We start from the raw sequence: 21,751 nt of genomic DNA on the forward strand, positions 1-21,751 counted from the left end.
GCATAAGGCATTTTATAATTCATTTCTTTTAAAATAGTCATCAAAAGCAACTTCAGCTGCCTGGTTACGATTAGGTAATGCGTTAATCCGTTCAGCCAGTTCCACTGGTAATGATAGCCAAACTCGACCACGCTTTTTGGGTCTGCCCGCCCCTTTCCTGGCACCACCGTTATCAGCCCTACCGTCTTTATTGATTTTCTTCATCTGAATATAATTTATCTTCCTCGCGCTCATGCAGGGCAAGGAAGTTCCAACAATCAATTAATATACTTTCGGCTTCTTCTTGGCTGCCTGGCTTATCTGTCGGGTCTAACCATTGCAGGTCTGTGTGATTGGCTTTCCAGTCGTCAAAGTCAATAAAATGACTATCAGGGTAATTGAACCGTAAAAACAACCGAGGGGACGTTAGCTTCAGAATAGCCAGCTGATTAGGGTATAGCATCAGATTTTCGCTGATGTAATACCCGTGATACCTCTCGGCATCATCGTCGGGCCTGTTCCTATAATCTTCGCTGCCTGGCGGCTTTGTCGTACTGAAATAAGGCTTAATTTCCATGGCCTGGCACAACCGCAGGTGAATGTCTATATCCCAGGCAAACCGGCCCGTTTCAATGCCATTGATGGTGTTTGCGGTTACGCCTAGGAAGTCGCCAAGTACTTCGATGGGAATCCCCATTTCTTCCCGGCGCTGCCGAAAAAAAGCTCCCAACTGCGCGCGTGCGGTCTTTATTTCATTCATAAAAAAATGCCCGGATACGCTCCGGGCAGGCGAGATATTATTCAATCTCTTTCTTTTCAATGTACGCTGTACATGCATCTAATGTTAGGCAATCCTCACCAAGATGGCGGCGCTTTTGCTCCGGCTCGCCTTCATAATAATCGTCTGCTAAATCTTTCAAGTATTCGCGAGCTTCTTTAATCGTGTCGAACTCTTTTTTGGCTGAAAATGAACCGTTGATGTGTTTGGCTGAACCCATCTTAAAAGCGTGAAGTGAGCTGAGTTGGTAAACAGTAGGTACTGTTGCTTTGATTACTACTTTCATTTTGTTTCGCGACTTTAGTTTTCTGTATGCTCCTGCGCCGGAGCCATTTGCTTTGTTTGATGAATCAAAGATATATCGAAAGATTGAATCATGCAACTAAATTCAATCTTTTTTTAAAAAATTCCCTTTTTGCTCACAAAAAAGCCACCGGCGTGAATGACCGGTGGCTGTAGCAGGTTTGTCGCTAGAATCACGCCGTTACTGCTTTATTAAAGGTACTGTTTTTACGCAACCCATTCCCTGAATTGCATAACATTGGCAGCATATGCCTCCGCCCGAGGGCCGCTGCCATTATACGCCTGCACAATCTTTTCAAGGGTACTTTGCTTTCTCGCTTTTCCGTTCAGCTCTTGAACCAGGTGCGCAAGGCAGTCGGTCATGTTGTACCATTTCTTCTCCTGAAAGAAAGCACGATCTGTCACGATATTCTGTAGGTCGTTCTGAAAAATCCCGTATCCTTTGTATAGGAAGCCAGCTGGTTTGTATCCGCCTGGTGCATCTACCTGCGGCATCGCGCGCTGTTTGTTTCCTTCGTTCACGAGCATGGCAGCCAGATCTTTCCCATATTTGTCTTCAAAATCTGCCCGGTTCTTCGGGAAAGCCGAACGGCCGGTGCCGGGTAAGTCGCCGCTGGCATCAAACACACAACGCTGCAGCACCACATCTGCCGGATATTTGTCTATCCACAGCAACCACTTGTACGCGGTCTCCTGGCATGCTATGGCGCACACCAGATCAACAGTCCACGGCGTGCCGGCAATGCCAGCTTTAATTACTTCCTCGAAGTTATTTTTTAGCCAAGCGGCAGCCTTCTGCGCCTGCTGTTTAGAAAGTGTATATTCCATATCAGAATCGAATTAAAGAGTATTGAATTGAGAAGCCGCCGGTAGGTGCCCATTTATTGCCGCTGTACCCGTAACCTATGAAAGGGCCAATGGACCAGCGCCCGGGTTGCTTCACAGGCACGCGAAAGCCGGTCAGGCCAGTGACACGCATATTGGGGTTAAGGCTGAATGCGTCGATGTAAACCTCCTTCTTGCCCAGTCCGAAAAGACCGGTTTTCTTTGTATAGGTAGTAATTACCAGGGAATCCTGCAGAGTATAATTTAAGATCGGTTTGGCGCCGATGGTCCCCTTTAACGATAACCAACGGTCGTTGTAATTTAGTCCGTACTCTTGCCGGCCACTATCCAGATAAATGGTGTCTATACGCGGCCTAACTGTTCCACTGGTCGTGGTGGTGATGCCGGTATAAGACTGCAGCTGATCGTCTTTGATCTTTAAGATTGCAGTGATGCTGTCGATCTGCTGAGTATACGCAGTCTTCAATAAAGCAATGTCGGCCTCTGCCATAATCTTTTCTCCATGCTCGCGCCCTGCTTCGTCCTTTTTGTGCTGCAGGGTATCGTTTTTTGTTTCAACCAGCTTCGTGAGCACCTGGTTCTGCTGCGCCTTTTTAAAGCAGGTGGTCAACGACATATAGGCAATCACAAGTAAAAGGGCTACTATGATCAACCTTTCTTTTTGAAATATCATCTTTGCAATTTTTCAGTTAATGAATCGACGGCCTCAGTCAACCGCTCTGTTGAATCACTCACACGGTTCAGTGCCTCGGTGCTTTTCTTTTCACACTCGACTACGCGATCGAACATTGCATCGTGCTTTTGCTCGTACTCTTTGCGCATCGAATCCATTTGGTTGCGCACCTCCCTTAGCTCTTTCATGAAATAGTACAGGAAAAAGCCAAGGGTAGCAACCATGGTTAGTTTTTCCCCCCAGTCCGGCAAGGCTAATTCACCGGCGGTAGCAAGCAACACGCATCTTTTAATCATTACTCCTGTTTTTAGAGGTTCGGAATTATCACTATCGCAAACCGATATTATAAACCGCCATGTACATTGCATCTGCTATGTATTTTGCTCCGCTTTGGGTCGGGTGAATATCATAGTCGAGTGTTTCCGTGAACGACGGATTAAATTTATCTGTGTTGTAAGGCTGTGTAAGAATTGCGGATCTCACATCGAAATGTGCCGCAGTCGGCACAACGATAACACCACGTGCCTTATATGCTGGCGTGTCAAATAGCGACAGTATGAAGCTATTCCAAACCTCCTGGTTATATTTCGCTCGTTCATAGCTTTCGAAATTGCCACCATAGAGTGAAAGGAAATGGCTGCCGGCAAATGTGGGCGTTACGGTGTGCAAAAACACCTTGATAAAGGGATCAAAGGCCAGCACACTTTCTACCAGGTCTATCATCTTTTGCCTGACTGAAGGTATATAAGTGTTGATCAAATCATCAGTATAGTTCCAAATTGCATCGTTCAGCCCAACGAAAGAAACAAAGCAGTCAATATTCTGACTGCCCGCACCATGCGGCTTATATGATGGGAAATAGTGATTGATGTAATACGAGAAATCAAACTTACCGGTAGATGGGTTGTAAAACTGATTGCGCGCATAACCATGGCTACGTTGTAGGTCGGTCAGGTTCGCGTCGGTGTCGCCTGTATGCCAACCGTTGGGCTCATTCTCTCCCCAACCTGGGTCCCACTGCTGATCCGCGAGAGGACGATCCGCACGATAGTAGCCCACAGGCGCCTCTGTATACCATTTGTAAGTTTCGCCGCTCCAGGCATCATCCTTTAACGCCGGGTCATTTGTTGAGTGCAAGCCAATCATATTGATTGTGGCTGTTGTGTCCTGTTTCAGGAATTGCCCAAAATATGTGCTTACGCCGTACAAATCAGTGAAGCTGTCGCCAATGGTAACAATGTTGGCCTTCCTGTTTTTTGAAGTAGTCGCATCTTTGTCGATTACATGAAGGGTTATGCGTTTTGCCGCAGCCGTATAAAATTGGTATATGTGAACGATCCTGATCTCAATGGTAACGGTACCGGCTTCGTCCGGCGTAACGTCCCATTTATAGGAATAACCATCACCGTACTGCGCATATGACCCGTCTGAATTTAGTTTTTGACACCGAACGTAATAATTGCCGTGCAAAAAGGCGTGGCTGAATTTGATCACGTTTGCCCAGTATATGCTGAACAGTTCGCCCTTGATAAGGTAGATATCAGAAGGCAGCTGTATTTCAAAAGCCGGCTCTTCAATCTTGCTGGCCGGAACAATTGCCTGCTGATAGCTTTCAAAGCGAGAGTTAACGATGTTCTCCTCCAGTTGCTGACGCTCGATATCAGCCACAGGCATGCTGATTTTGATAAAGGCACAACCTGCAGGCGTAGTAAACGATTTCATCGATGACAAGTTTGCAAACCCACTGATGTAGTTTTTGCTTGCATCATAAAACGGCACCTGCTGCGGAACAGTGAATGAGTAAATTGTATTTGGTTTAACTGAAATAAAATCACTTACAGCGAAGCTACTGTTCACTTCCAAAGCTCCAGTAGCCTGGTCTGCATAGTAACCCAGTTTCACCGTGCTTTTATTGAAAAGGTTCTTGGTACTCTGATCGCCAACCGGGAAAAAATTATCAGCGCCAATGATGTTTCCCGCCAATACGCCGAGGTCTTCGCGGTAAACCTGGTAAGGTTCATAGTTTTCTACCGCGGTACCCAACTGCAGCTGCTGGTCATCTACGTTACTAACCGGCGTGCTGATACGAACGTAAGCACAGCCGGCAGGTGTAGTAAATGTGGTGGACCCGCCTGAATTCGGGAACCCGCTGATGTAATTTTTATCGACATCATAAAAAGGAACCTGCTGTGGATATCTGAAAGCATACGTAGTGCCGGGGCTTACCTCAATGAAATCACTGGCAGTATAGCCGCTATTGGCCGTCAATGCACCCGTGGCGTGGTCGGCGTAATAACCATGTATAACAGCGCTTTTATTAAACAGGTTTTTGCCTGTTTTGATCCTGAAAGCCTTATCGTTCAAATAAACGACGAATGGCTCGTAACCGGTACCCACCACACCCTCCTGCAGAAGCTGGTCGTTAAGATTACTTACGCTTGTACTGATGCGAACATAAGCACAGCCGGCAGGTGTGGTGAACGTATTTAATGAGCTTTCGTTTGCAAACCCGCTGATGTAGGCTTTATTGGTGTCGAAAAATGGTACCTGCTGCGGGTGTACAAAATAGTATGTAGTGTTCGGCTTAACAGGGATATAGTTACTCACACTATAGCCTGCCAGAGGAACAAGGCCTCCGGTCGCATAATCAGCATAAAAGCCTTCAGTTATATCGCTTTTATCGAACATGTTTTTACCAGGTAACCCTTCGGCAAACGATCTGCGTACATTGGGGTCCAGGTACCGGTTTATGATTTGCGAATCACCCAGCTGCAAGCTGATTTTCAACTTTTGCCAGCTGCTGCCATTGCCGGAAAGAACGAGCATACCCTGCAGATCTTCGTCCGTTACCACAATACTGTTGTTTCCTGGATCTTTGAAAAACGAGTAAGTACCAGGACCGTCGGCAAAATAAAATCCGTCTGGCACCGCAGGGTTGGTACCGGTGTCGGCTATGCCTTTGAAATTAGCACTCATGGCCGTTCCGAATAAAGACTGCAGTGCAAGCAAAGTTGTTCTGAACATTTTGCCAGTAAGGGTATCGAAAACAGAAATACCCCTATCAACAGAAAGGGTCGAATCAAATGGCAATATATTATTGGTCTTACTCATTGAAATAGTATTGTTGATTTGTCATTATCGTTGATAGCCTGCTGATCAACGTCGATAATATCATTAACAGGGTTAGCTGTTAATGCCTGCAAACTTGCCCCTATTTGGAGAGCCAGTGTAAAAGCAAACGGGCCGGCCGCTCCGTACAATCTGCCTATTTTTTGGTTAGAGCCGTCGCTGTTCCATAACCCAATGAAAGCAGCCTTATCATCAGCAACTCCAATCGCCTGGCCAGTTGCATTATAAACGGTTACCGGAAATTGTGCAACCATATTACCATCTGTAGCCATCATACCTACAATTTTCGGCGCCTCGGGCACTATTCCCACCGCGATAGGGTTATCAATATATAGATCAAACCGCTCCATTAATTCCAATCATTTTCATGTTCGCAATTCCTTTTCCTGTCATACAGGCCAGGTATCCACGCAGACTTGCGCTGAATACTGATGCCATCGGTTTGCCTTGTGCAGCCTTTGCATGTATAAGTGGGAAAATTGCCTTTGTTTTCACACAGCCATAAATGCATTGCCTCGATAAGTGGATCGATACGTTCCATCATAAGCTTATCCATTTTCCACTTAATATCCTTCAACTCTACACTGGCCGCACCCTGGCCCTCGCCTGTGATGCTTTTTGGGTTATTCTGCATTTCACCTTGAGCGGTGAATCTGCTGAAATTGGTGGGGCTGGCGATGAACACTACAGCTTCAGCGCAAACCTTCCACAGGTATTCATTCCATAGCTCTGTATAGGCTGGCGTCTCCACCAATTCAATTGCGTTAACCATCTGCCCTACACTCAGCGTAATTGGCTCTGAATAGTTACCGGCATTTACTTTGGCCGTTAAATCATCAATGTTCACATCGGTAACAATCACGTTTTTTTGCCTGCGGAAATCCTCATACAGGCCCGCGCAGATGGCAGGCCTTACAAAACGATCCTCTGCAATCTGTATCGACTGCAGCAGCTGCCGGGGATCTGCATCCTGGTTAATTGGCCCCAGGGCGATTACCTCATCAGTTGTTATCAGCACCCTTCTCGGGAGCGGGTTCAGTCGGTACATCTTTATTGGTTTTGTTGGCTGCGGGTTTAACCTCAGCCAGGTAAACGCCATCTTTACTTTCATCGGGTGCCAGGCCGGCCAGCTCACGCGCTTCATTGACTTGCATAAACGAACCCGGGTCGATGTCACCCATGAACGAAAAGGGCATGGCAGACTGGAAAAAGAATTCGTATTCCAGCACGTCTTTTGCGCCAAACCATTCAGCATATATCTGCATAATGGGACGCACCACCTTCTCCAGAAGTTCGGTACGCAGCGGATTGAGCAGGGTTGCCTCTTTCACGTCATAAATAGACCGGATATATGCACTACCGGTACCGAGGCTGCCAGTCCTGGTGAAACCTGCTAGCAAGGCATCCCAGTTGTTGGCCGCAATAATCTTTTCCTGCACATGTTTGTCGAATTCAATAAACGAACCTTCCTGCTGTGTGTTATACGGCTTGAATTCAACATCATTCAACCCTTGCTCGGATGATATCACAGCGATGCGGCCTGTTTTGCCCTCGCCGATGTGGCTCATCATGATCTCCTTTGCATTTTTCTGCGCCTCTTCCTGCGTCATACTGCTTTTGAAGATCAGCATGCCGCCCAGGATCATGTTGTTGTCGAAATTGTCAATGTTGTACTGGGCAGATTTACCTTCCAGCACCTGGTGACGAAGGCCGGATACCGATGCCGGAAGGCCGTAGTGTTCCATGCCACTTACTTTGTTCTTAAAGTGCAACATGGTCCGTTTCTCCCCATTTTCTTCGAGCCATGGCTTATCGAGTGGATTGTCTGACCAGAGAGGTATTTGCCGGGCATTTTCTGGTATCATCTGGTACCGCTGCTTTGCCAACTGTTTACTGATCACCACCGCTGTTGGCTCGCTGAAATCGTCAGGTTCATTCAACCTGCAGAAAAGCATGGAGTGCAGGTGCACCTTCATGTACTTTTTTCCATTCACCTGGCCCAGTACAATTTCAATGAACTGGTTGCCCTGCGTACGCTCACCATCAACAATGTTCTTCAAAACCTCATTGAATGATTCGCGCTTGTTATTAACGCTTCTCATCCATTCAAGCAACCCGGGATTTGGGCTTTCTACATCACGTACCAACAACCCCTTACCCACCGTGCTGCGCGCGATGGATTCAATGCATGCGTTCTGTGTAACCGAAGTCATTCGCGCCTCTAACAGGAGGTTTGGCATGTTGTCTTTGCCTCCCATAAAAGGTATGTACTTGCGGCCCTGTACCACCTTGAACGAATCACCGCTGAAACGAATGGGTATAGGGTCCTTCGGATCAAGCCGAACCTCATTCCGCACGGTGAATTCCACACGCTGCTGCTTGTTCTGTTTTTTTTCCTCCAGCATTGATTACTGCTTTTCTGTGTCTGCCGGCTCCTGCGCGGCAGCTTTTTTGCTTTGCTTATCCAGGAAGGCCTGTTCTTTCAGAACAACGATTTCCTGATCATCCGGCACTTCCTCGAACATAACCAGGATTGATTGATCGTTGTGTGTTTTGCCCAGCTGCACCAACAGGTGCAGATCGTAGCGTTGCCCCAACGGAAGGGCGCTGTTATTGAATCCAACAACAGCGCCCTCGTAGGCCTTTTTCAGCTTTATAGCCATGGTAAAAAAATTAAGGTGCGATAAAAGGCTTCAGTGCGGCCATGCCACCGGTAAACTCGTAAGGACCGCGCAGGTAGTCGGCCTTCACCTGGAAGTCGTTGCCGTTGAAGTCGGTGAATTTTTTGCCGGTTTGGAACTTGCTACCGTCCTGACGGAAGCGGAAGCGCGGTATTTCCAGGCTATTCACATAGCGCTCACCGGCTACGAAAATGCTGCCGTCATTTGTTCTCCATACGAAAACAAGCTGGCAGCAAATACTGGCCAGGTCCAGTTTCTTGGCAAAATTGGTCATCTGCTGGCTTACGCGTGCCTGCCTGGCAGTGATTACGTAAGAGTAAGCAGAACTGCTACCGTCTGCGTTTGCCTGGGTGATTTCTACGCCGATCGTATCAACAATGGAATCGATGGGAAACAGGTAGGCGCCTGCTGCAGGCGATGCAGCACCGCTAAATGTTATTGTAGGTGCAGAGGTGTAGCCTGTACCGCCAGCGGATACCGTGATCGCTGTTACTACGCCGCCGGATACAGTTGCTGTCGCAGTAGCTCCAGTACCACCACCGCCCGTAATAACAACCGTAGGGGCAGTTGTGTAGCCAGAGCCACCTGCAGTAACACTGATGGCAGTTACTGCGCCGGTGGCTACAGTGGCCGTTGCTGTTGCGCCGCTACCACCACGGTAAGCAATGGAAGCGTAACCGGTAGCATTACCATCGGTATCAGCCTCGCCTTCTGTAAAATTGAAATCGTTGGCATCGCCAACCAGGAGTAAATCTGCACCGCCGACAACCGGGGTACAGGTCTGTTTAAATCCTGATACTGAACAACCTAACATAGGTAAAAATTTGAGGTTTGAATTTTGTTTACTTGTTGAGCGGGTTAGAAAGAAAGGCCGACTACTGAATGTTGTGGCGCCGCTATTTCGGTACCGGCTTTCAGGTGAATCTGGCGCTTCCATACGTTGTCATCATCCGACCACCATACGCGAATCGCTTCGTTTCTTCGTGGGCCACCGCCGTACTTGCTGTCAGCAGCATAGAGCCAGTTACCACGCAGTGTGAGAATAACAGCATGCTCAACTGTGCCGCCATTCATGGCCGCGAGAACGCCGTTCCATTTCTTCCACTTGATCTCAATGCCTTTGAAGTACATCTTCGCAGGAAGGCCGGTTTGCTTTTCCACAACGCCCACAAAACCGGTTGCCAGCAGCCATTCGTAGTATTTATCAGCGAGCTTTTTGTCTACGTAAAAGGCTTTCAGGTCGTCGTCGAAGTTGTAGAGCAGAGAATCCTGCGCATCATACGCAGTCATCAGCTGATCGTGCGCCTGCTGTGCGGTGAGCTCGCCGGATGGAATAGTGAAAGTCTGTGACGCCGGGATGGTGCCATCGGCAATATACTTGGCATACTTGGTGAAAATGCCGTCGAACTTGTTCCAGGACCACATGCCGTTAACATCCGACTGGCGGGTAATATCGCCAAAATACTTGTTCGTGTAGATGTCAGAGGCAACGCCTTTCTCCAGCATTGGCAGTACCTTCTCGCCAAAGATGTCGAAGTTTTCCTGCTCGTAGTCTTCGAACGCGCCCTGGTAGAACTCTTCCTGGCAGTCTTCGGTAGCTGCATACAACTTTTCAGTTGTGATATAGCGGGCACCGAGACGACCTACAGGTGAGTAAATCAGCTTACACGTGGCATCACGACGTTTCAGAATGTTTTGGCCGCCGAAGAGGTCCATAATAGGACGGCTATGAACCACGTCGTCCATAATTTGCCAGTCACCTTCTTCAGGGCTGGGGATCACCACGCTGCCGGTTTCTCCGTCGATAACATCAGCGAACTGCGGCATTACGATCAGTTCGTGCATCGCTTTGGGTTCAACGCGGTAAGGAGTTAATTGAGGCATATCAGAATTTTAAAATAGGTTTGAGAATGTGTTTTTATTTTTCCATCACGAATGCGCCAGAGCTCAGGCTGTTCATGATTTTACGAATGCTGCCATCTTTGGCCAGGCCTTTTGTGCTCACCACTTTCACAGTCATGGCCAAGCCGCGGTCGGTGTTCAGTGTGCTTGTATCGATGGCAACAGTGGTGGCCGCATTGAGGATGTAGCCCTCCACTTTATGACCATGGTAGTCGTACACTTCTACATCTACAATCTTCCTGCTATCGCCAGACGGGTAGGAAGTATTGTCGGTGATTGTCATTGTACCCTTTCCTCCGCCTGATGTCACAGTAATAGCCGTTACAGCACCACCTGATACTGTAGCAGTTGCCGTAGCTCCACCAGGAAGGCTTACTGTGGGAGCAGTTGTGTAGCCAGAGCCACCTGCAGTAACATTAATCGCAGTCACACGGCCACCGCTGATTACAGCTGTTGCGGTGGCACCGGTACCACCGCCACCGGAAATAGTTACTGCAGGAGCAGATGTATAGCCTACTGTATCCAGGGAGAATGCCACTGCAGCATTCAAGTTGTTTTGTGGTGCGGGATAGTAATTGAGAACCCCGCTGTTATCTATCGATTGCATATTGCGCTTTTAACGATTAAAATTTGGTTTCAGTCAATGTTTCAGCTACGCTTCGTCGCTCCAAACTTTGGCGCCGGAAAAGCGGTTGCGTGGATTGATTTTGCGCGCCTGGTTACCGGTCTCGTCAACCTTGGTTTTGTTGCCAAGCTTGCCAGCTAAAGCAGCCGTGAGCGTATTTGACAGGTCGGTAATGGATTTCGTGAGGTCTTCCTTAGTCACTGCGTTTTTGGTCGCTTCGGTAATCGCGTTTTTGAAGGATTCAGGAACTTCTTTCAACGCATTACCTACAGCCTGATTAACCAGCTCCTGTATTTTTTCGTCAGTTGGCACCTGGTCTTTCAGCGTGTTCACAAGGCTGTCGGTAAAGCCTTTGAAAGCGTCCGTTACTGCAGCATCATCCTTTTTATTGGAGAGGCCCAGTTTTTCCAGCACGTTCTGCAGGCCCGCAGACACGGCTTCCTCTATTTTTTTGAGGTCCATATTGGAATTGTTTGATTGAATGAATGAATTGTATGCTGTGAGCACTGATTTATTTGCATATTGCCAGTGCTCAGGCTTTATTGAATTTTTGAAAGTGGCCTGACCGGTTACGTTTTTTACAAACCCTTTTTCTTTGGCTTCTTTGCCGGTCATCCAGGTTTCTTTGTTCATCTGGGCAGAAATCTGTTCAGGCTCCTGGCCAGTTGCATTTGCGTAGAAGTCACGGATTTGGTTGTTGAACTTGCGCATTGTCTTGGCATAGTTCTCAATGATGTTGACATCGCCCCATATACCGCCGCTTACATTATGAATCATGAACCAGCTGTTTTCAGACATACTGCTGTTTTTGCTGGCCATAACGATGTACGTTGCAGCAGAAGCTACAATACCAATGCCCTTGGTATTAACCTTAACGCCCTTACTCTGGAGTTCAACCAGGTAGTCATGCATTGCCATGGCATCGCCTACGTGGCCGCCGCCGGAGTTAACGTTAACGTTCAGCTCTTTCGGCTTTGCTGCATCAATCTGATTCCTGAATGAACGAAATGATACTGAAGTTTCATCGCCCCAAAATTCGCGGAGAAGTTCCTGGGTAGGTGCGTCAACGATATCGCCATCGATGTTGATATCGAGCACATCGTTGCTTTGATTTGCGAGGGAAAAAGTAAAACAGTGCAGTTGAGGCGTCATGCCTCAAAATTGATATTAAAATAATAATTGTATAATTATTTTACTCTTTTGTTTCTGAATAAGTCAGACACTTTTTGCAGCGGTATTCAGCCTGGTTTTTGGTCACATTGAGGCGAGTAGCAATTTGATTGAGTGATTTGCCGCGAGTTTTGAGCAGGCAAATCTTTGCAGAAGTGATTGTTTCCTCACCAACCAGCTGCACAAAGGCAGCCCAATCGACCAGCGCCAGCTGCTGCAGGTCACGGTCTAAATCAGTATAGTATTTATCATCTGTCCTCATGTCGTTGGTATGCTGAAGTTTGCGCCTTGGTAGGCAGTTTGAATAATAGTGGGCGTGCCGGTAGTGTTAATTGCCATGGCGGCATTTTGAAAGCCGGTAACTTTCGCAAAGCTGGTTCCATTGGCATTCAACGTTAGCCCGGTGTAGTTGCGGACCTCTACTGTTGAATTGCTGGTATCATTAATGGTAATAATTGTGGTGGTGTGGTCTTTCGCAGTAAAACACAGCGTGCCGGTATCATTCACTGTAATCGAAATCGATGAATTGTCGAACGTTTTTATCTCAGCGAAGGCCGTATCGTTAACCTCCAGCACCAGAGAAGCGTTCCGGCCAACCCAAATATTAACTGCATTTACACCGGTTAAAGTCACAGTAACCGCTGCGGTACCAATGATGGTAATGTCACCTGCAGGATTAAGCAGCGATACCGAACCTGTCGCATATATGCCAGCTGCATTCAATGCCGTTTGATCAACATCAGAAATTAACGCATCGGTGACGCCGCCACTTTTTAAAAGCCACAGCAGCGGGTTTATATCGACCGTGCTAACGGCCATGGCGGCGGCAATCAAAGCCGGATAATCGCCCGCGTTAACTGCCTGGTGAAAAGCCGCACAGGTGCCAAGCGGCCGAGACAACAGCAGCACCTGCGCTTTTACTTCAGCGAATGTTAATGGTAACGCCATTATAACCTCCCTATTTGTGATTGAATAGAATCCTTCCTTTGCTGCGCTGTCATTTCCCGGCTCACCACCTGCACTTTGATGTTACGCACTTGCTGGGCAGTATCGGCGACCTGCTGGCTCGTGCTTGCCACCATGCTCTTTAATTCAGCCATTTCCCGAGCGTTATATGCGCTGGGCTGATTGGCGGCAGTGCCGAGGAATGCACCGGGATTAAAGGGCGCTTGCAGGCGCTCGCCCAGCGGGAAATCACCCAGCGGCCGGTAGGCGATACCACCGCCGGCAAAACCAGGCACTCCGGCAGCAGCGAACGCCGCCGGGCCTCCCATTGCCCGCTGCTGCGATTCGTTCAGTATAACCTCACCCTTTTTTACCGTGGCAAAAATGTTGTCGCCGTTGGATGTGGCAGGCATGTTGGGATCTGTAGTTATCAGTCCATTGCCCACATCAGCAACGCGACCACCACGGGCAAACTGCGCGGCATTAATTCGGGTAACGTTCAGGCCAAAGTTTACCAAGGCCAGTGCAGCCTGCACGCCGTACATAATGGCGCCGGCAGCACCCAGGGTAGCGATGTTTAACGGGTTCGGAGCAAATGCAATCACCGCCAGGTTTGACAGCTGGGTGGCCAGGTTGATTTCCGCCTGGGCAATTTGCATTTTCTTATTTTTCTCGAATGCTTCTTTTTCAGCGGCCAGCTTTTTGGCAGCAAACTGTCGTTCGATTGTGTCCTGTTCTGCAGCGCTTTGAGCTTTGCCCAGCGTAACGCGTTTTTCGGCATCCAGCTGCCGTTCCTTCAGCTTCAGGCTATTCTCAATGCTTTGTCGCTCAACATCGAAATAGGATTGCATTGCGTTCTGAGCGGTAGCATATGTTTGCTGAAGTGTGTCGCCTAATACTTTCCTCAACTCCGCTTTTTTCTTGATATCATCATCAGAATCATTAGCATTTGGAACAAAGGCAGTTTTAAAGACGGAAGTTACACCGGCCCGAATCAGCCCAGGTACATCATTGATATTTTTAAAAAGGTCATCCTTGGTGGCATTAATAATGTTTTGCCTAAGCAGGTTTTGCAATTCAGCTATTTTCGACACGTACTTCTCGTAAAAGTCTGCATACTCTTTATCGCTGATCTGTTTTTTTGCCAGTAAAGATTGATATATAGGCAATTGTTTTTCCATTGTAGCAGTTTCAATACTTAGTGTTGAAGCCTGCTGTTGTGTATCAATTTCGCTTAGGGCACTTTCCTTTTTATTGTTAGATTTCTTGCTATTTATTATACTTAGCCGCGCCGCGTCGAAAATTTGATTCGCTCTTCCTATTGCATCGTCTCCAAATTTCTGTTTATCTTTTATTTCCGCATTCAATTCTCCTAAACGCTCTTCCTTTATCTGCTTTGTAATGGCCCTTATAGCCTGTGCCCTCTCCAGCTCATTATCCTTCGACTGCTGAACATATTTTCTTTCAAGCTCATTCATTTGGGTGTTGAAACCATGCTGAGCAGCCAGTAACTGAAAATTGGCTTCCTGCCGGGCAGCTGATCTCGCGCTTTCAGTCGAGTTGGGATTATCAACAACAAGGTCCCGCTGCGCTTCAGCTGAACGCTTGGCCTGGTTAAGATCATCCTGAGCACGCTTGGCCAATATATCAAACAGCTTTTTGTTCGTCTCCTGTTCCTGGGTAATACGATCCAGTTGCAGTTCTGCGTACACTTTCTTTTCTTCTGGCTTTTGCTTGCCTTTGAGCAACGACAGTTTCTGGTCAATATACTTTTGATTAATGGTAAGCATGTTGCCCAGGTAAGTAGCCTCATCCACTTCGTTTTTAGTTCTCCTCAGCTTTTCTTCTGCGAGGGCTAAATCGCGCGCTGCGTCTATTTCTTTAAACTGGTCTTTCTGTTCTGCAGTTAGCTTGGAGGCGCCACCGGATGTTGGATTTTTAGGCTTTATTAAGTCCTGCACCTTTTTTTGGAGATCGAGCAGGTCCTTGTATTCCTTACTGGCCACTGCAGTAGATTTTTTCTGTGTTTCAATCTGCTGCAGCAACGTCTTGAAATCGGCCTCAGTACCGTTGTTATCTACCAGCTCTTTAAACCGATCAAAAACACTCTGTTTAGGTGAGCTGCCCGCAGGCGCTGGTGTATTCTGTTGCTTATATAGACTTGCGTATATTTTGGTAGCCTCATCTACCACCCTTCCCTGCTGCTTAATTTCCTCATTCAAGTTTCTTATGGCTGCGGTAAAATCTTTATCAGAGATTTTTGTTTTTCCGAATATGGCAATGGTTGCCTTATCCAGCCCATTAAGACTAAATGCTTCTTTTTCATCGTCGGTAAGCGACTGGTAAGTGCCGCCGCCGGTGCTCTTTTTTATTTCCAGCGATGTGCGAACATTCTGCAGCTGCACAAGCCTATTATACTGACTGCTTTGCGTTGCCTGTGCCGCCTCCAGGGTCGCTTTCTTTTCCAGGTTGCTATTATATTCCAGCAGCGCCTGGTTCAGGTTGCCAATATTTATTTTACCATCAACAAGTGTTTTCTGAAAAACCGGGTCAATGGTAATAAGGTCCTGCAGCGCCTTTCGCCTTGTTTGCTCCGAAATTGTCAGGTCTTTCACGACGTTGGCCAGTGTCTTCGCCTTCAGCTCCTGATCAGCTACTGCTTTGGCCACCTGGGCCTGAATGTCTTTATTAAGCTGAAGTGCAATATTGTGGCGTTTAACTGCTTCAGAGGCATCATCCAGGCTTTTGCTGAATGCTTTAAAAGCCACAGCACTTAACCCCAGCAGTCCCAGTATTATTTTGAGAGGCAACCCGCCAATGGTCACCCCAAACAACCGAAGTGTAGCGTTTGCTGCGGTAACAGCGGCATTGAGCAACCACACCGCAGCTGTAAAAAGCGTTTGGGTAATGGTGATAGCCGCCAAAGCTATCCTGCCGGCCAGGAGTTGGACATTTACCAGGATGAGCTGTCCACGTTGAATAATTAACGCCTGATTAGCCACAGCCCAGCCTGCTGCGTAAAAGGCCAGCACGGTTATGATAGGGCCCAAATTGGTAAGGATAAGGGCCAACAAGCTTGCAATTGACCCCAGCAACACCTGAAAAGTCCTGTTTGCGCCAATGAGCTCAAATTGTTTGGCAATACGGTCCAACGTGGCGGCAAAAGTGTGCTGTTTAATTTCGTTGGCGGCAAGAATTGATGCCTGATCGCCGAATGCGGCATTTGCATCACGTACACGCTTACGCATATACTCTGCATTACCGGCGATATCACCCAGCACGCCCACCACCCTTGCGCCATGGATACCGGCAGCAGTGAAAGCACTGGCAATTTCTTCCAGGCTGGCCTTATCCTTTTTGAGGCCTTCAGCTACCTGAATAAGCGCCTCAACCGGGCTTTCATTCAACGTTTTTGTGAACTCAGCCACGCTTTTGCCCGCAACAGCAGCATACTTCGGAACGTCTGCAAAAATCTTTATGATTAATTGTGAAGAAGCTGTTGATGCCGTTTCAGAGCGCTGCCCCAGTTCCTGGATGGCGGCGCCAAGCCCCAGCACGTTCTGGATAGACACACCGGTGATGCCGCGCACACCCGCAAGACGTTCGGAAAAGTCGATCAGGAACCTACCGGTAGCAACGCCCGATGACGTCAGCTTTTGGATTGCAGCGCCGATATTCCCGATGTTATCTGCAGTTACGTGCTTATCCTCGCTGTACACGTTAACGAGTTTCACCAGGGAAGAAACAGCTTCATGCGGGTCACCGGCTTCCTTACCCAGTACCACAAACAGCTGATCCAGTGCCTTCGTCACGCCAGTGATTTGATCTGCAGCAACACCCTTCTTTGCCACAATGGTTGCGATGTCCACAAGGCTGGCCAGCGATGTGCGGGTATCCAGCTTCTTAAGGCTTTCCACCAGGTTTTCCGCAGCATCTTTGGACCCATGCAGGTAAATCTGCAGCTGCCCGATACTATCCGACAGCTCGGCGTTTTGGTGTATTAAATTGCGCACGCCAGACACTGCTGCTTGAAAACCAACATACCCGAGCAATACCTGTGCAATGTCATTTTTTAAATTCTTAAACCCCTGGCTAATGCCGGCGACAACCTGCGAACCGATGCTATTGGTGTCATTCAACGTTGAATTGATTGCATGCAGGTTCGCTTCCAGTTTCTGCTGGTGCTCAATGTTGTGTTTGAGCTCGGTGTCAATTTTTGAAAAGGCATCGCCGCCGGCGGCCTGTGCCTGTTTATAGGCTACAACGAGGTCCCTGTTCTTTTGTATTATTTGCCCAAGCTGATTATTGATGTCATCCCTTTGCCGCTTCAACACGTCACTCAGGCCAAGATTTTTGAGCGCATTGAGAATACCGGTCTTATACTCTCCCACCAGCGTGCCATCCGGTGACAATGTTCGGCTAAACTCATCCAGCTTTTTCTTCGCGTCAACCGCTTCCCTTTTTACTTTTTCAAAGCCAGCTGAATCGCCGGTGCTTTTATCAAACAACCGGTAAGCCTCCTGTGCCTCACGAAAAGCCTTCAATAAGGCGTAATAGTTTTCTCCTACCGCTTTCGCCGAATCAGCCTGCTGCTTATTGCGCCGTTGCTGGTTAGCAATCTGCCGGTCCAGCTCTTTATCCTGATCCGACAGGGATTTTGCTCGCACCGCAGCAGCCTTGGCCGCCTGGAGCTCCGCGTCTGCACTGAGCTTTTCCGCGCGGGCCAGAATCTCCGCCTCCTTGGCCGATTGCTGCCGCTGCTTATCCAGGTTCTTCATTGCCGTTTCCAGCTCCGCAATGCGTGCTGTCAGTTTGGAAACGGCTTCAGCGTTACCGGCAGCAACAGCCTTTTGCAGCTGCTCATCCGTTTTGCGCTTGGTCTGGTCCAGCTTATTAAACGCCGCGGTGAGTGCCTGTACGTTCTTCAACGAAGATTCAGTGCCTTGCACCTTTATATCATACACACGATTCACTAATGACTGGTTCTGTGCCATGGTCTACTGTTGAGGTATATCAGACGCCAAACACATCAGCGGCTGGTATTTGGTTTCGAAAATGTCGGTTGTGTTGGGGGTTCCGCTTACACTGTTTGCGGATGGGTATACAGCATTGAAGTCATCTGCAGTAATAGGTGACCACTTACGCAAGCTGCACTGCGTGCTTTGGTCGTTACTGGGCCGATAATTCTGTATTTCAACCAGCTCCCAACGCTGGCCAGTGGCTATGATGTGCTCCCGGTGCAGAATATTGCCCACATCCTCATTGTTCAACCGGAAGCTAGTAGTATAGTATTGGCCATTGCGCATGATAGCCATGCGCTGCAGGAAGAAGCGGCGTGTGAGGCCAACTGCATGCGCGCTACCAATCAGCTCGTCACAATAAGAAAGGATTGGATCATTTTCCCCGCCGGCGTTATAATTAACAGAAAATAGGAATGGAATGGTTGTGCGGTTTGTGCCGTTAAAGCGCCAGCCACCAACGCCGCTCACTTCACCTTTGTACCAGGCTATTTTCGGCTGAAATGTATTCGCCGCTTCGCTGGCAGAGGTGTTACTGATGTTTTCCGGAATTATACAAATCAACTGCGGTGCCTTACCGGTAATTCCTTTCCAGTTTGTTTCAACGTAATGCATGCAAGGTGAAAAGAAACTGTTCTCCATTTCCGTCACATCCTTGTTGAACCGGTCGGGTAATACATATTTGCCAGCTCCCAGCATGCTCTTCGTAATAGCCCAAGCGTTCAATGAATTGGTAATGGTATCCTGTTTATACTGGTAGTTGGTTTGAATTCGGTCTGCCACCACTTTCAGGCAGCCGTCTGAAGCATCGTCACGGAAACGGAATACAAATTCCCGGTTGGCATCGCTGTACAGCTGCAGCTTTGAGGCCTGGCTAAGATCCTGTTTAAAGTTCCAATCCAGGTAGTTGCCATTCATGTAACCTCCTGTTTTGTTTGCTTGGCTGTGCACCAGGCTGTATGCATGCATGGGCTCAATGTAAAGCACTTTGTTTACCGGATCTGCCTGCGGCTGAAGATTGAACAGATCAATCAGGCCTTTAAAGAAGTCTGTGAATTTGTATTGCTTAAAGAATGTGTAATCAGAGAAATTTATCAGGGCGGAATTATCCAGAGGCGTTTTAAAATACTCGAATTTAAACGATACAACACGATACTTCAATTCAACGCTACCCAGCTTTGAATCGAACATATGGGCCAGCAGCCGGGCACTTATATAGTCGCCTTTCGAAACCGTGGTGGAAAAAAAAGCAGTGTTATCACCTGCGAACGCCCCGCCGCCAATCGTGATGTAGGCAGCATCAACCTGGACCAGATAATCGAATGAGCTTCCCGTGATCTCATTTACAACAGGCACACCATTCTTATACCAGTAAACAGCAACATTGCCATCGCTGTTACCCGTTGCATGGCCTGAATAATTTAGTTCTAATGATAGCCCGACCCGCTGTTTTCCAAAATCAGCGTTGTTTTGATACGTCCAGCGCATTTCCTGATTGTTCTCTATGTAGCTGTAATCAGCGAACGCCGGTCCGTTGGCTATTGCATTGTTGTCAAACGTACCGACCAGTGAAGGGTCAACCAGCACATTTGCCGGTAGCCATTTATCTTGGCTGCCACTTTCATAAAGGTAATTGCCGGCATCGTTGACGTTTTTGGTCATTGCAACAAACTTGTGAATATCTTGCTTCGTGCCGTTACTGGACGGGAAGGCACCAAAAGTCCAGGGCATTACCATGCGCCTGAAATAATCAGTATCCATAAAGTCAGATTGTATCCGGTACCCGATGCTTTTAAAAGCATTAAACAGTATCCAGTAAACCGAAAGCGAAGGGCATAGGTACGATGGGTCTGTGTTGTAATGCGCGTTACGCTGGTCTGTGTTGTCCAGCGGATCGAAGGCAATATTATCAAAGGGCAGCATGTACCGCACCGGGGCGAACACGTAGGGCAACTCTGCACTACGGCCGTCGAATGACCAGCTGGCCATGATGTTAGCCGTGGAGTAGCCGAAACTGATACCTTTCAAAAAGTCGTACAGGGTGGTGTCTTTCAGCGCAATGATCCAGTCTGCATTATTCCCATAGATATTCATTTCGTATTGCTCAGGCCTGTCCGTATGCGTTGCACTGGTAAGTAATGCCCTGCCTACCAGTACCTCCACGCCACCTTCCTCAACAACACACTTCCTGAAGGTTTTAAAGGCCTCTCCGGAAGTGAGGTCCTCAATACCAGCGTTATGAAAGGTGTTGAGCAGCCGGTCATTGGTAAGCGTGGCCGGCAGCTGCACGCTCAATGCCTCCGCTGACGTTTTTACCTGGAAATTGTCAGGATCTTCCAGCTTATACGATATTGTTACTGGAAAATCATCAACACTGTTAATGTCTGCCTGCTGGTCGTCGATAAGCAGCCGTATGTTACTGGTCTGTGGCATTAAGTACGGATTGAATAGTTCTGGTTACCTAATTTGAATTGCATAACGAACGTGTATACATAGTCGCCCGAGGCCTGGTTTTTCTGTTTGTCAATCTTGGACGAGTTGACAACAATTGGCAAGTACGAATCTGGCTGCCCCTCGGTACCGGTCCATTCTACAAAGGCCATTGGCGAATCTTTGAGCTCCTGAAGCCATGACAGTGCATCTTCGGGGTACTGCCTGCTACGTACCTCATACGTATCATTGCTGCGGACGTTGAAGCGCTGCACTGAAGTAGCCGTTTTAGTCAGCGGGTAAGGCAATGGCCGCACATACTCGTCGTTTTTGTCTTCATGAGTGATCTGTGCTTTTGGAAAGGTAACTGCGTCAATGGTACCCAGGTAATTGAGGAAGTGCACCCGGCAAATATCATTATCAGCATCTATCACTTTGTTTACACAGGTGGTTAGAATTAGCGTTGAATCTGCGTTCCAAAGCTCCAAAAAGTATTCTTCAATAATAGACCAGTCCAGGGAATCGAACAGCGGCCGCAGGTTCTTAGGACCATTGGGTAATGAATATACACCAGCCTGCAAAGTGTCACCTACCAGTGTTTCTCGTTCGTTATAAACGCCTGTTCCTTTTATCTTGTATTTTATTCGCAGGAGCTTTAATACCTGGGCCTGCGTGCTTACAAATGGATAACTGTCTGAATCATTCAGGCCAACATTGTACCGGTATGGCCGGTGCGTTAACGGTAATGCATGCGTGGCAGCACCAGGTGTGAACGTGTTGGCAAACTGGTAACGCAGGTGCGTGGCCAAGTCCTGATTGTCTGTATGCTGCAGCTGGCAGTTTAATACAAAAAAACTGTTCGATTGTGTGCCCGTACCTGGTACAGGCGATGTCCCACCGGTACCCTGAACAGGTACCGTGCCTTCCGGTACAATAAACCCGTTTGGATCATATCCGCTACTTCTGAACCGGCAAAAGGTGGTTGCCATTGCATGCTGATACCAGTATATACCGGGATAGCCGTTATCCGCTATTGACGACTGCAAAAACTCCTGCGCGGCATCCTCGATATCGAAAAACCAGTCGCTGTCTGTGCTATTAAGCTGAGCATACTGAGTTTTAGCTACGGTTTTATAATACGTGCCGCCAAAATAAATATCGCAGTATACAACGGGTGGCACGGCCTGGCCGTCGGTCCTTTGCGCCCGCACAGTGAGCGCTACGGGCCGGTATGCTGCAGTCAAAGCGTTTGCCGCCGGCTGTGTTATGATG

The 21,751-nt window shown here is 48.0% G+C and carries 20 protein-coding genes; all 20 read right to left on the reverse strand.

Annotated features, from left to right (window positions below):
- Positions 1-12 precede the first annotated feature (12 nt).
- The 20 genes from DXN05_RS03305 to DXN05_RS03400 all read right to left on the reverse strand — a co-directional run bounded on the left by DXN05_RS03305 (position 13) and on the right by DXN05_RS03400 (position 21,723).
- The gene (locus DXN05_RS03305) at positions 13-204 is read right to left on the reverse strand and encodes a hypothetical protein (protein ID WP_116845769.1); all 192 of its coding nucleotides are present in this window, start codon (positions 202-204) and stop codon (positions 13-15) included.
- Positions 188-739, reverse strand: a complete 552-nt coding sequence (locus DXN05_RS03310) for a helix-turn-helix domain-containing protein (protein ID WP_147313820.1) — start codon at positions 737-739, stop codon at positions 188-190. Before DXN05_RS03310 ends, DXN05_RS03305 begins: the two co-directional genes overlap by 17 nt.
- Before the next feature lie 37 nt (positions 740-776).
- Positions 777-1,043 (reverse strand): hypothetical protein, encoded by a 267-nt coding sequence (locus DXN05_RS03315; protein ID WP_116845771.1) that lies wholly within the window; start codon positions 1,041-1,043, stop codon positions 777-779.
- Between the two features lie 224 nt (positions 1,044-1,267).
- Positions 1,268-1,888, reverse strand: coding sequence for a hypothetical protein (locus DXN05_RS03320; RefSeq protein WP_116845772.1), 621 nt, complete (start codon positions 1,886-1,888; stop codon positions 1,268-1,270).
- Position 1,889: 1 nt separating this feature from the next.
- Positions 1,890-2,579: a hypothetical protein gene (locus DXN05_RS03325; protein ID WP_116845773.1), complete on the reverse strand. Its 690-nt coding sequence runs from the start codon at positions 2,577-2,579 to the stop codon at positions 1,890-1,892.
- Positions 2,576-2,875, reverse strand: a complete 300-nt coding sequence (locus tag DXN05_RS03330) for a hypothetical protein (RefSeq protein WP_116845774.1) — start codon at positions 2,873-2,875, stop codon at positions 2,576-2,578. Before DXN05_RS03330 ends, DXN05_RS03325 begins: the two co-directional genes overlap by 4 nt.
- A 31-nt stretch (positions 2,876-2,906) precedes the next feature.
- Entirely contained in the window at positions 2,907-5,690 is a 2,784-nt protein-coding gene (locus tag DXN05_RS03335; protein ID WP_116845775.1) for an SGNH/GDSL hydrolase family protein, read from the reverse strand.
- The gene (locus DXN05_RS03340) at positions 5,687-6,058 is read right to left on the reverse strand and encodes a hypothetical protein (RefSeq protein ID WP_116845776.1); all 372 of its coding nucleotides are present in this window, start codon (positions 6,056-6,058) and stop codon (positions 5,687-5,689) included. The genes DXN05_RS03335 and DXN05_RS03340 overlap by 4 nt, the downstream gene beginning before the upstream one ends.
- Positions 6,058-6,756 (reverse strand): hypothetical protein, encoded by a 699-nt coding sequence (locus tag DXN05_RS03345; protein WP_147313821.1) that lies wholly within the window; start codon positions 6,754-6,756, stop codon positions 6,058-6,060. Before DXN05_RS03345 ends, DXN05_RS03340 begins: the two co-directional genes overlap by 1 nt.
- Positions 6,710-8,113 carry a phage portal family protein gene (locus DXN05_RS03350; protein ID WP_116845778.1) on the reverse strand — a complete coding sequence of 468 codons (1,404 nt, stop codon included), beginning with the start codon at positions 8,111-8,113 and terminating at the stop codon, positions 6,710-6,712. The genes DXN05_RS03345 and DXN05_RS03350 overlap by 47 nt, the downstream gene beginning before the upstream one ends.
- A 3-nt stretch (positions 8,114-8,116) precedes the next feature.
- On the reverse strand, positions 8,117-8,371 hold the full coding sequence (locus DXN05_RS03355) for a hypothetical protein (RefSeq protein WP_116845779.1): 255 nt from the start codon (positions 8,369-8,371) through the stop codon (positions 8,117-8,119).
- A gap of 10 nt (positions 8,372-8,381) precedes the next feature.
- The gene (locus tag DXN05_RS03360) at positions 8,382-9,203 is read right to left on the reverse strand and encodes a hypothetical protein (RefSeq protein WP_116845780.1); all 822 of its coding nucleotides are present in this window, start codon (positions 9,201-9,203) and stop codon (positions 8,382-8,384) included.
- Positions 9,204-9,247: 44 nt separating this feature from the next.
- The gene (locus DXN05_RS03365) at positions 9,248-10,135 is read right to left on the reverse strand and encodes a hypothetical protein (protein ID WP_147313822.1); all 888 of its coding nucleotides are present in this window, start codon (positions 10,133-10,135) and stop codon (positions 9,248-9,250) included.
- A gap of 172 nt (positions 10,136-10,307) precedes the next feature.
- A complete protein-coding gene (locus DXN05_RS24880; protein ID WP_211329967.1) occupies positions 10,308-10,898 on the reverse strand; it encodes a hypothetical protein in 591 nt (196 codons plus the stop codon).
- Positions 10,899-10,943: 45 nt separating this feature from the next.
- Positions 10,944-12,068, reverse strand: coding sequence for a head maturation protease, ClpP-related (locus DXN05_RS03375; protein WP_116845782.1), 1,125 nt, complete (start codon positions 12,066-12,068; stop codon positions 10,944-10,946).
- Between the two features lie 40 nt (positions 12,069-12,108).
- On the reverse strand, positions 12,109-12,348 hold the full coding sequence (locus DXN05_RS03380; protein ID WP_116845783.1) for a hypothetical protein: 240 nt from the start codon (positions 12,346-12,348) through the stop codon (positions 12,109-12,111).
- Entirely contained in the window at positions 12,345-13,034 is a 690-nt protein-coding gene (locus tag DXN05_RS03385) for a hypothetical protein (RefSeq protein WP_116845784.1), read from the reverse strand. Before DXN05_RS03385 ends, DXN05_RS03380 begins: the two co-directional genes overlap by 4 nt.
- Entirely contained in the window at positions 13,034-18,025 is a 4,992-nt protein-coding gene (locus DXN05_RS03390) for a phage tail tape measure protein (protein ID WP_116845785.1), read from the reverse strand. Before DXN05_RS03390 ends, DXN05_RS03385 begins: the two co-directional genes overlap by 1 nt.
- 3 nt (positions 18,026-18,028) lie before the next feature.
- A complete protein-coding gene (locus DXN05_RS03395) occupies positions 18,029-20,482 on the reverse strand; it encodes a hypothetical protein (protein WP_116845786.1) in 2,454 nt (817 codons plus the stop codon).
- On the reverse strand, positions 20,482-21,723 hold the full coding sequence (locus tag DXN05_RS03400; protein WP_147313823.1) for a hypothetical protein: 1,242 nt from the start codon (positions 21,721-21,723) through the stop codon (positions 20,482-20,484). The genes DXN05_RS03395 and DXN05_RS03400 overlap by 1 nt, the downstream gene beginning before the upstream one ends.
- Positions 21,724-21,751 lie beyond the last annotated feature (28 nt).

Origin of the sequence: Deminuibacter soli (assembly GCF_003412455.1) — a bacterium.
GTDB lineage: Bacteria > Bacteroidota > Bacteroidia > Chitinophagales > Chitinophagaceae > Deminuibacter > Deminuibacter soli.

Coding starts and splice junctions, on each gene's coding strand:
- DXN05_RS03305 (WP_116845769.1), bottom strand. CDS start 204: ATGAAGAAAATCAATAAAGACGGTAGGGCTGATAACGGTGGTGCCAGG.
- DXN05_RS03310 (WP_147313820.1), bottom strand. CDS start 739: ATGAATGAAATAAAGACCGCACGCGCGCAGTTGGGAGCTTTTTTTCGG.
- DXN05_RS03315 (WP_116845771.1), bottom strand. CDS start 1,043: ATGAAAGTAGTAATCAAAGCAACAGTACCTACTGTTTACCAACTCAGC.
- DXN05_RS03320 (WP_116845772.1), bottom strand. CDS start 1,888: ATGGAATATACACTTTCTAAACAGCAGGCGCAGAAGGCTGCCGCTTGG.
- DXN05_RS03325 (WP_116845773.1), bottom strand. CDS start 2,579: ATGATATTTCAAAAAGAAAGGTTGATCATAGTAGCCCTTTTACTTGTG.
- DXN05_RS03330 (WP_116845774.1), bottom strand. CDS start 2,875: ATGATTAAAAGATGCGTGTTGCTTGCTACCGCCGGTGAATTAGCCTTG.
- DXN05_RS03335 (WP_116845775.1), bottom strand. CDS start 5,690: ATGAGTAAGACCAATAATATATTGCCATTTGATTCGACCCTTTCTGTT.
- DXN05_RS03340 (WP_116845776.1), bottom strand. CDS start 6,058: ATGGAGCGGTTTGATCTATATATTGATAACCCTATCGCGGTGGGAATA.
- DXN05_RS03345 (WP_147313821.1), bottom strand. CDS start 6,756: ATGTACCGACTGAACCCGCTCCCGAGAAGGGTGCTGATAACAACTGAT.
- DXN05_RS03350 (WP_116845778.1), bottom strand. CDS start 8,113: ATGCTGGAGGAAAAAAAACAGAACAAGCAGCAGCGTGTGGAATTCACC.
- DXN05_RS03355 (WP_116845779.1), bottom strand. CDS start 8,371: ATGGCTATAAAGCTGAAAAAGGCCTACGAGGGCGCTGTTGTTGGATTC.
- DXN05_RS03360 (WP_116845780.1), bottom strand. CDS start 9,203: ATGTTAGGTTGTTCAGTATCAGGATTTAAACAGACCTGTACCCCGGTT.
- DXN05_RS03365 (WP_147313822.1), bottom strand. CDS start 10,135: ATGGACGACGTGGTTCATAGCCGTCCTATTATGGACCTCTTCGGCGGC.
- DXN05_RS24880 (WP_211329967.1), bottom strand. CDS start 10,898: ATGCAATCGATAGATAACAGCGGGGTTCTCAATTACTATCCCGCACCA.
- DXN05_RS03375 (WP_116845782.1), bottom strand. CDS start 12,068: ATGACGCCTCAACTGCACTGTTTTACTTTTTCCCTCGCAAATCAAAGC.
- DXN05_RS03380 (WP_116845783.1), bottom strand. CDS start 12,348: ATGAGGACAGATGATAAATACTATACTGATTTAGACCGTGACCTGCAG.
- DXN05_RS03385 (WP_116845784.1), bottom strand. CDS start 13,034: ATGGCGTTACCATTAACATTCGCTGAAGTAAAAGCGCAGGTGCTGCTG.
- DXN05_RS03390 (WP_116845785.1), bottom strand. CDS start 18,025: ATGGCACAGAACCAGTCATTAGTGAATCGTGTGTATGATATAAAGGTG.
- DXN05_RS03395 (WP_116845786.1), bottom strand. CDS start 20,482: ATGCCACAGACCAGTAACATACGGCTGCTTATCGACGACCAGCAGGCA.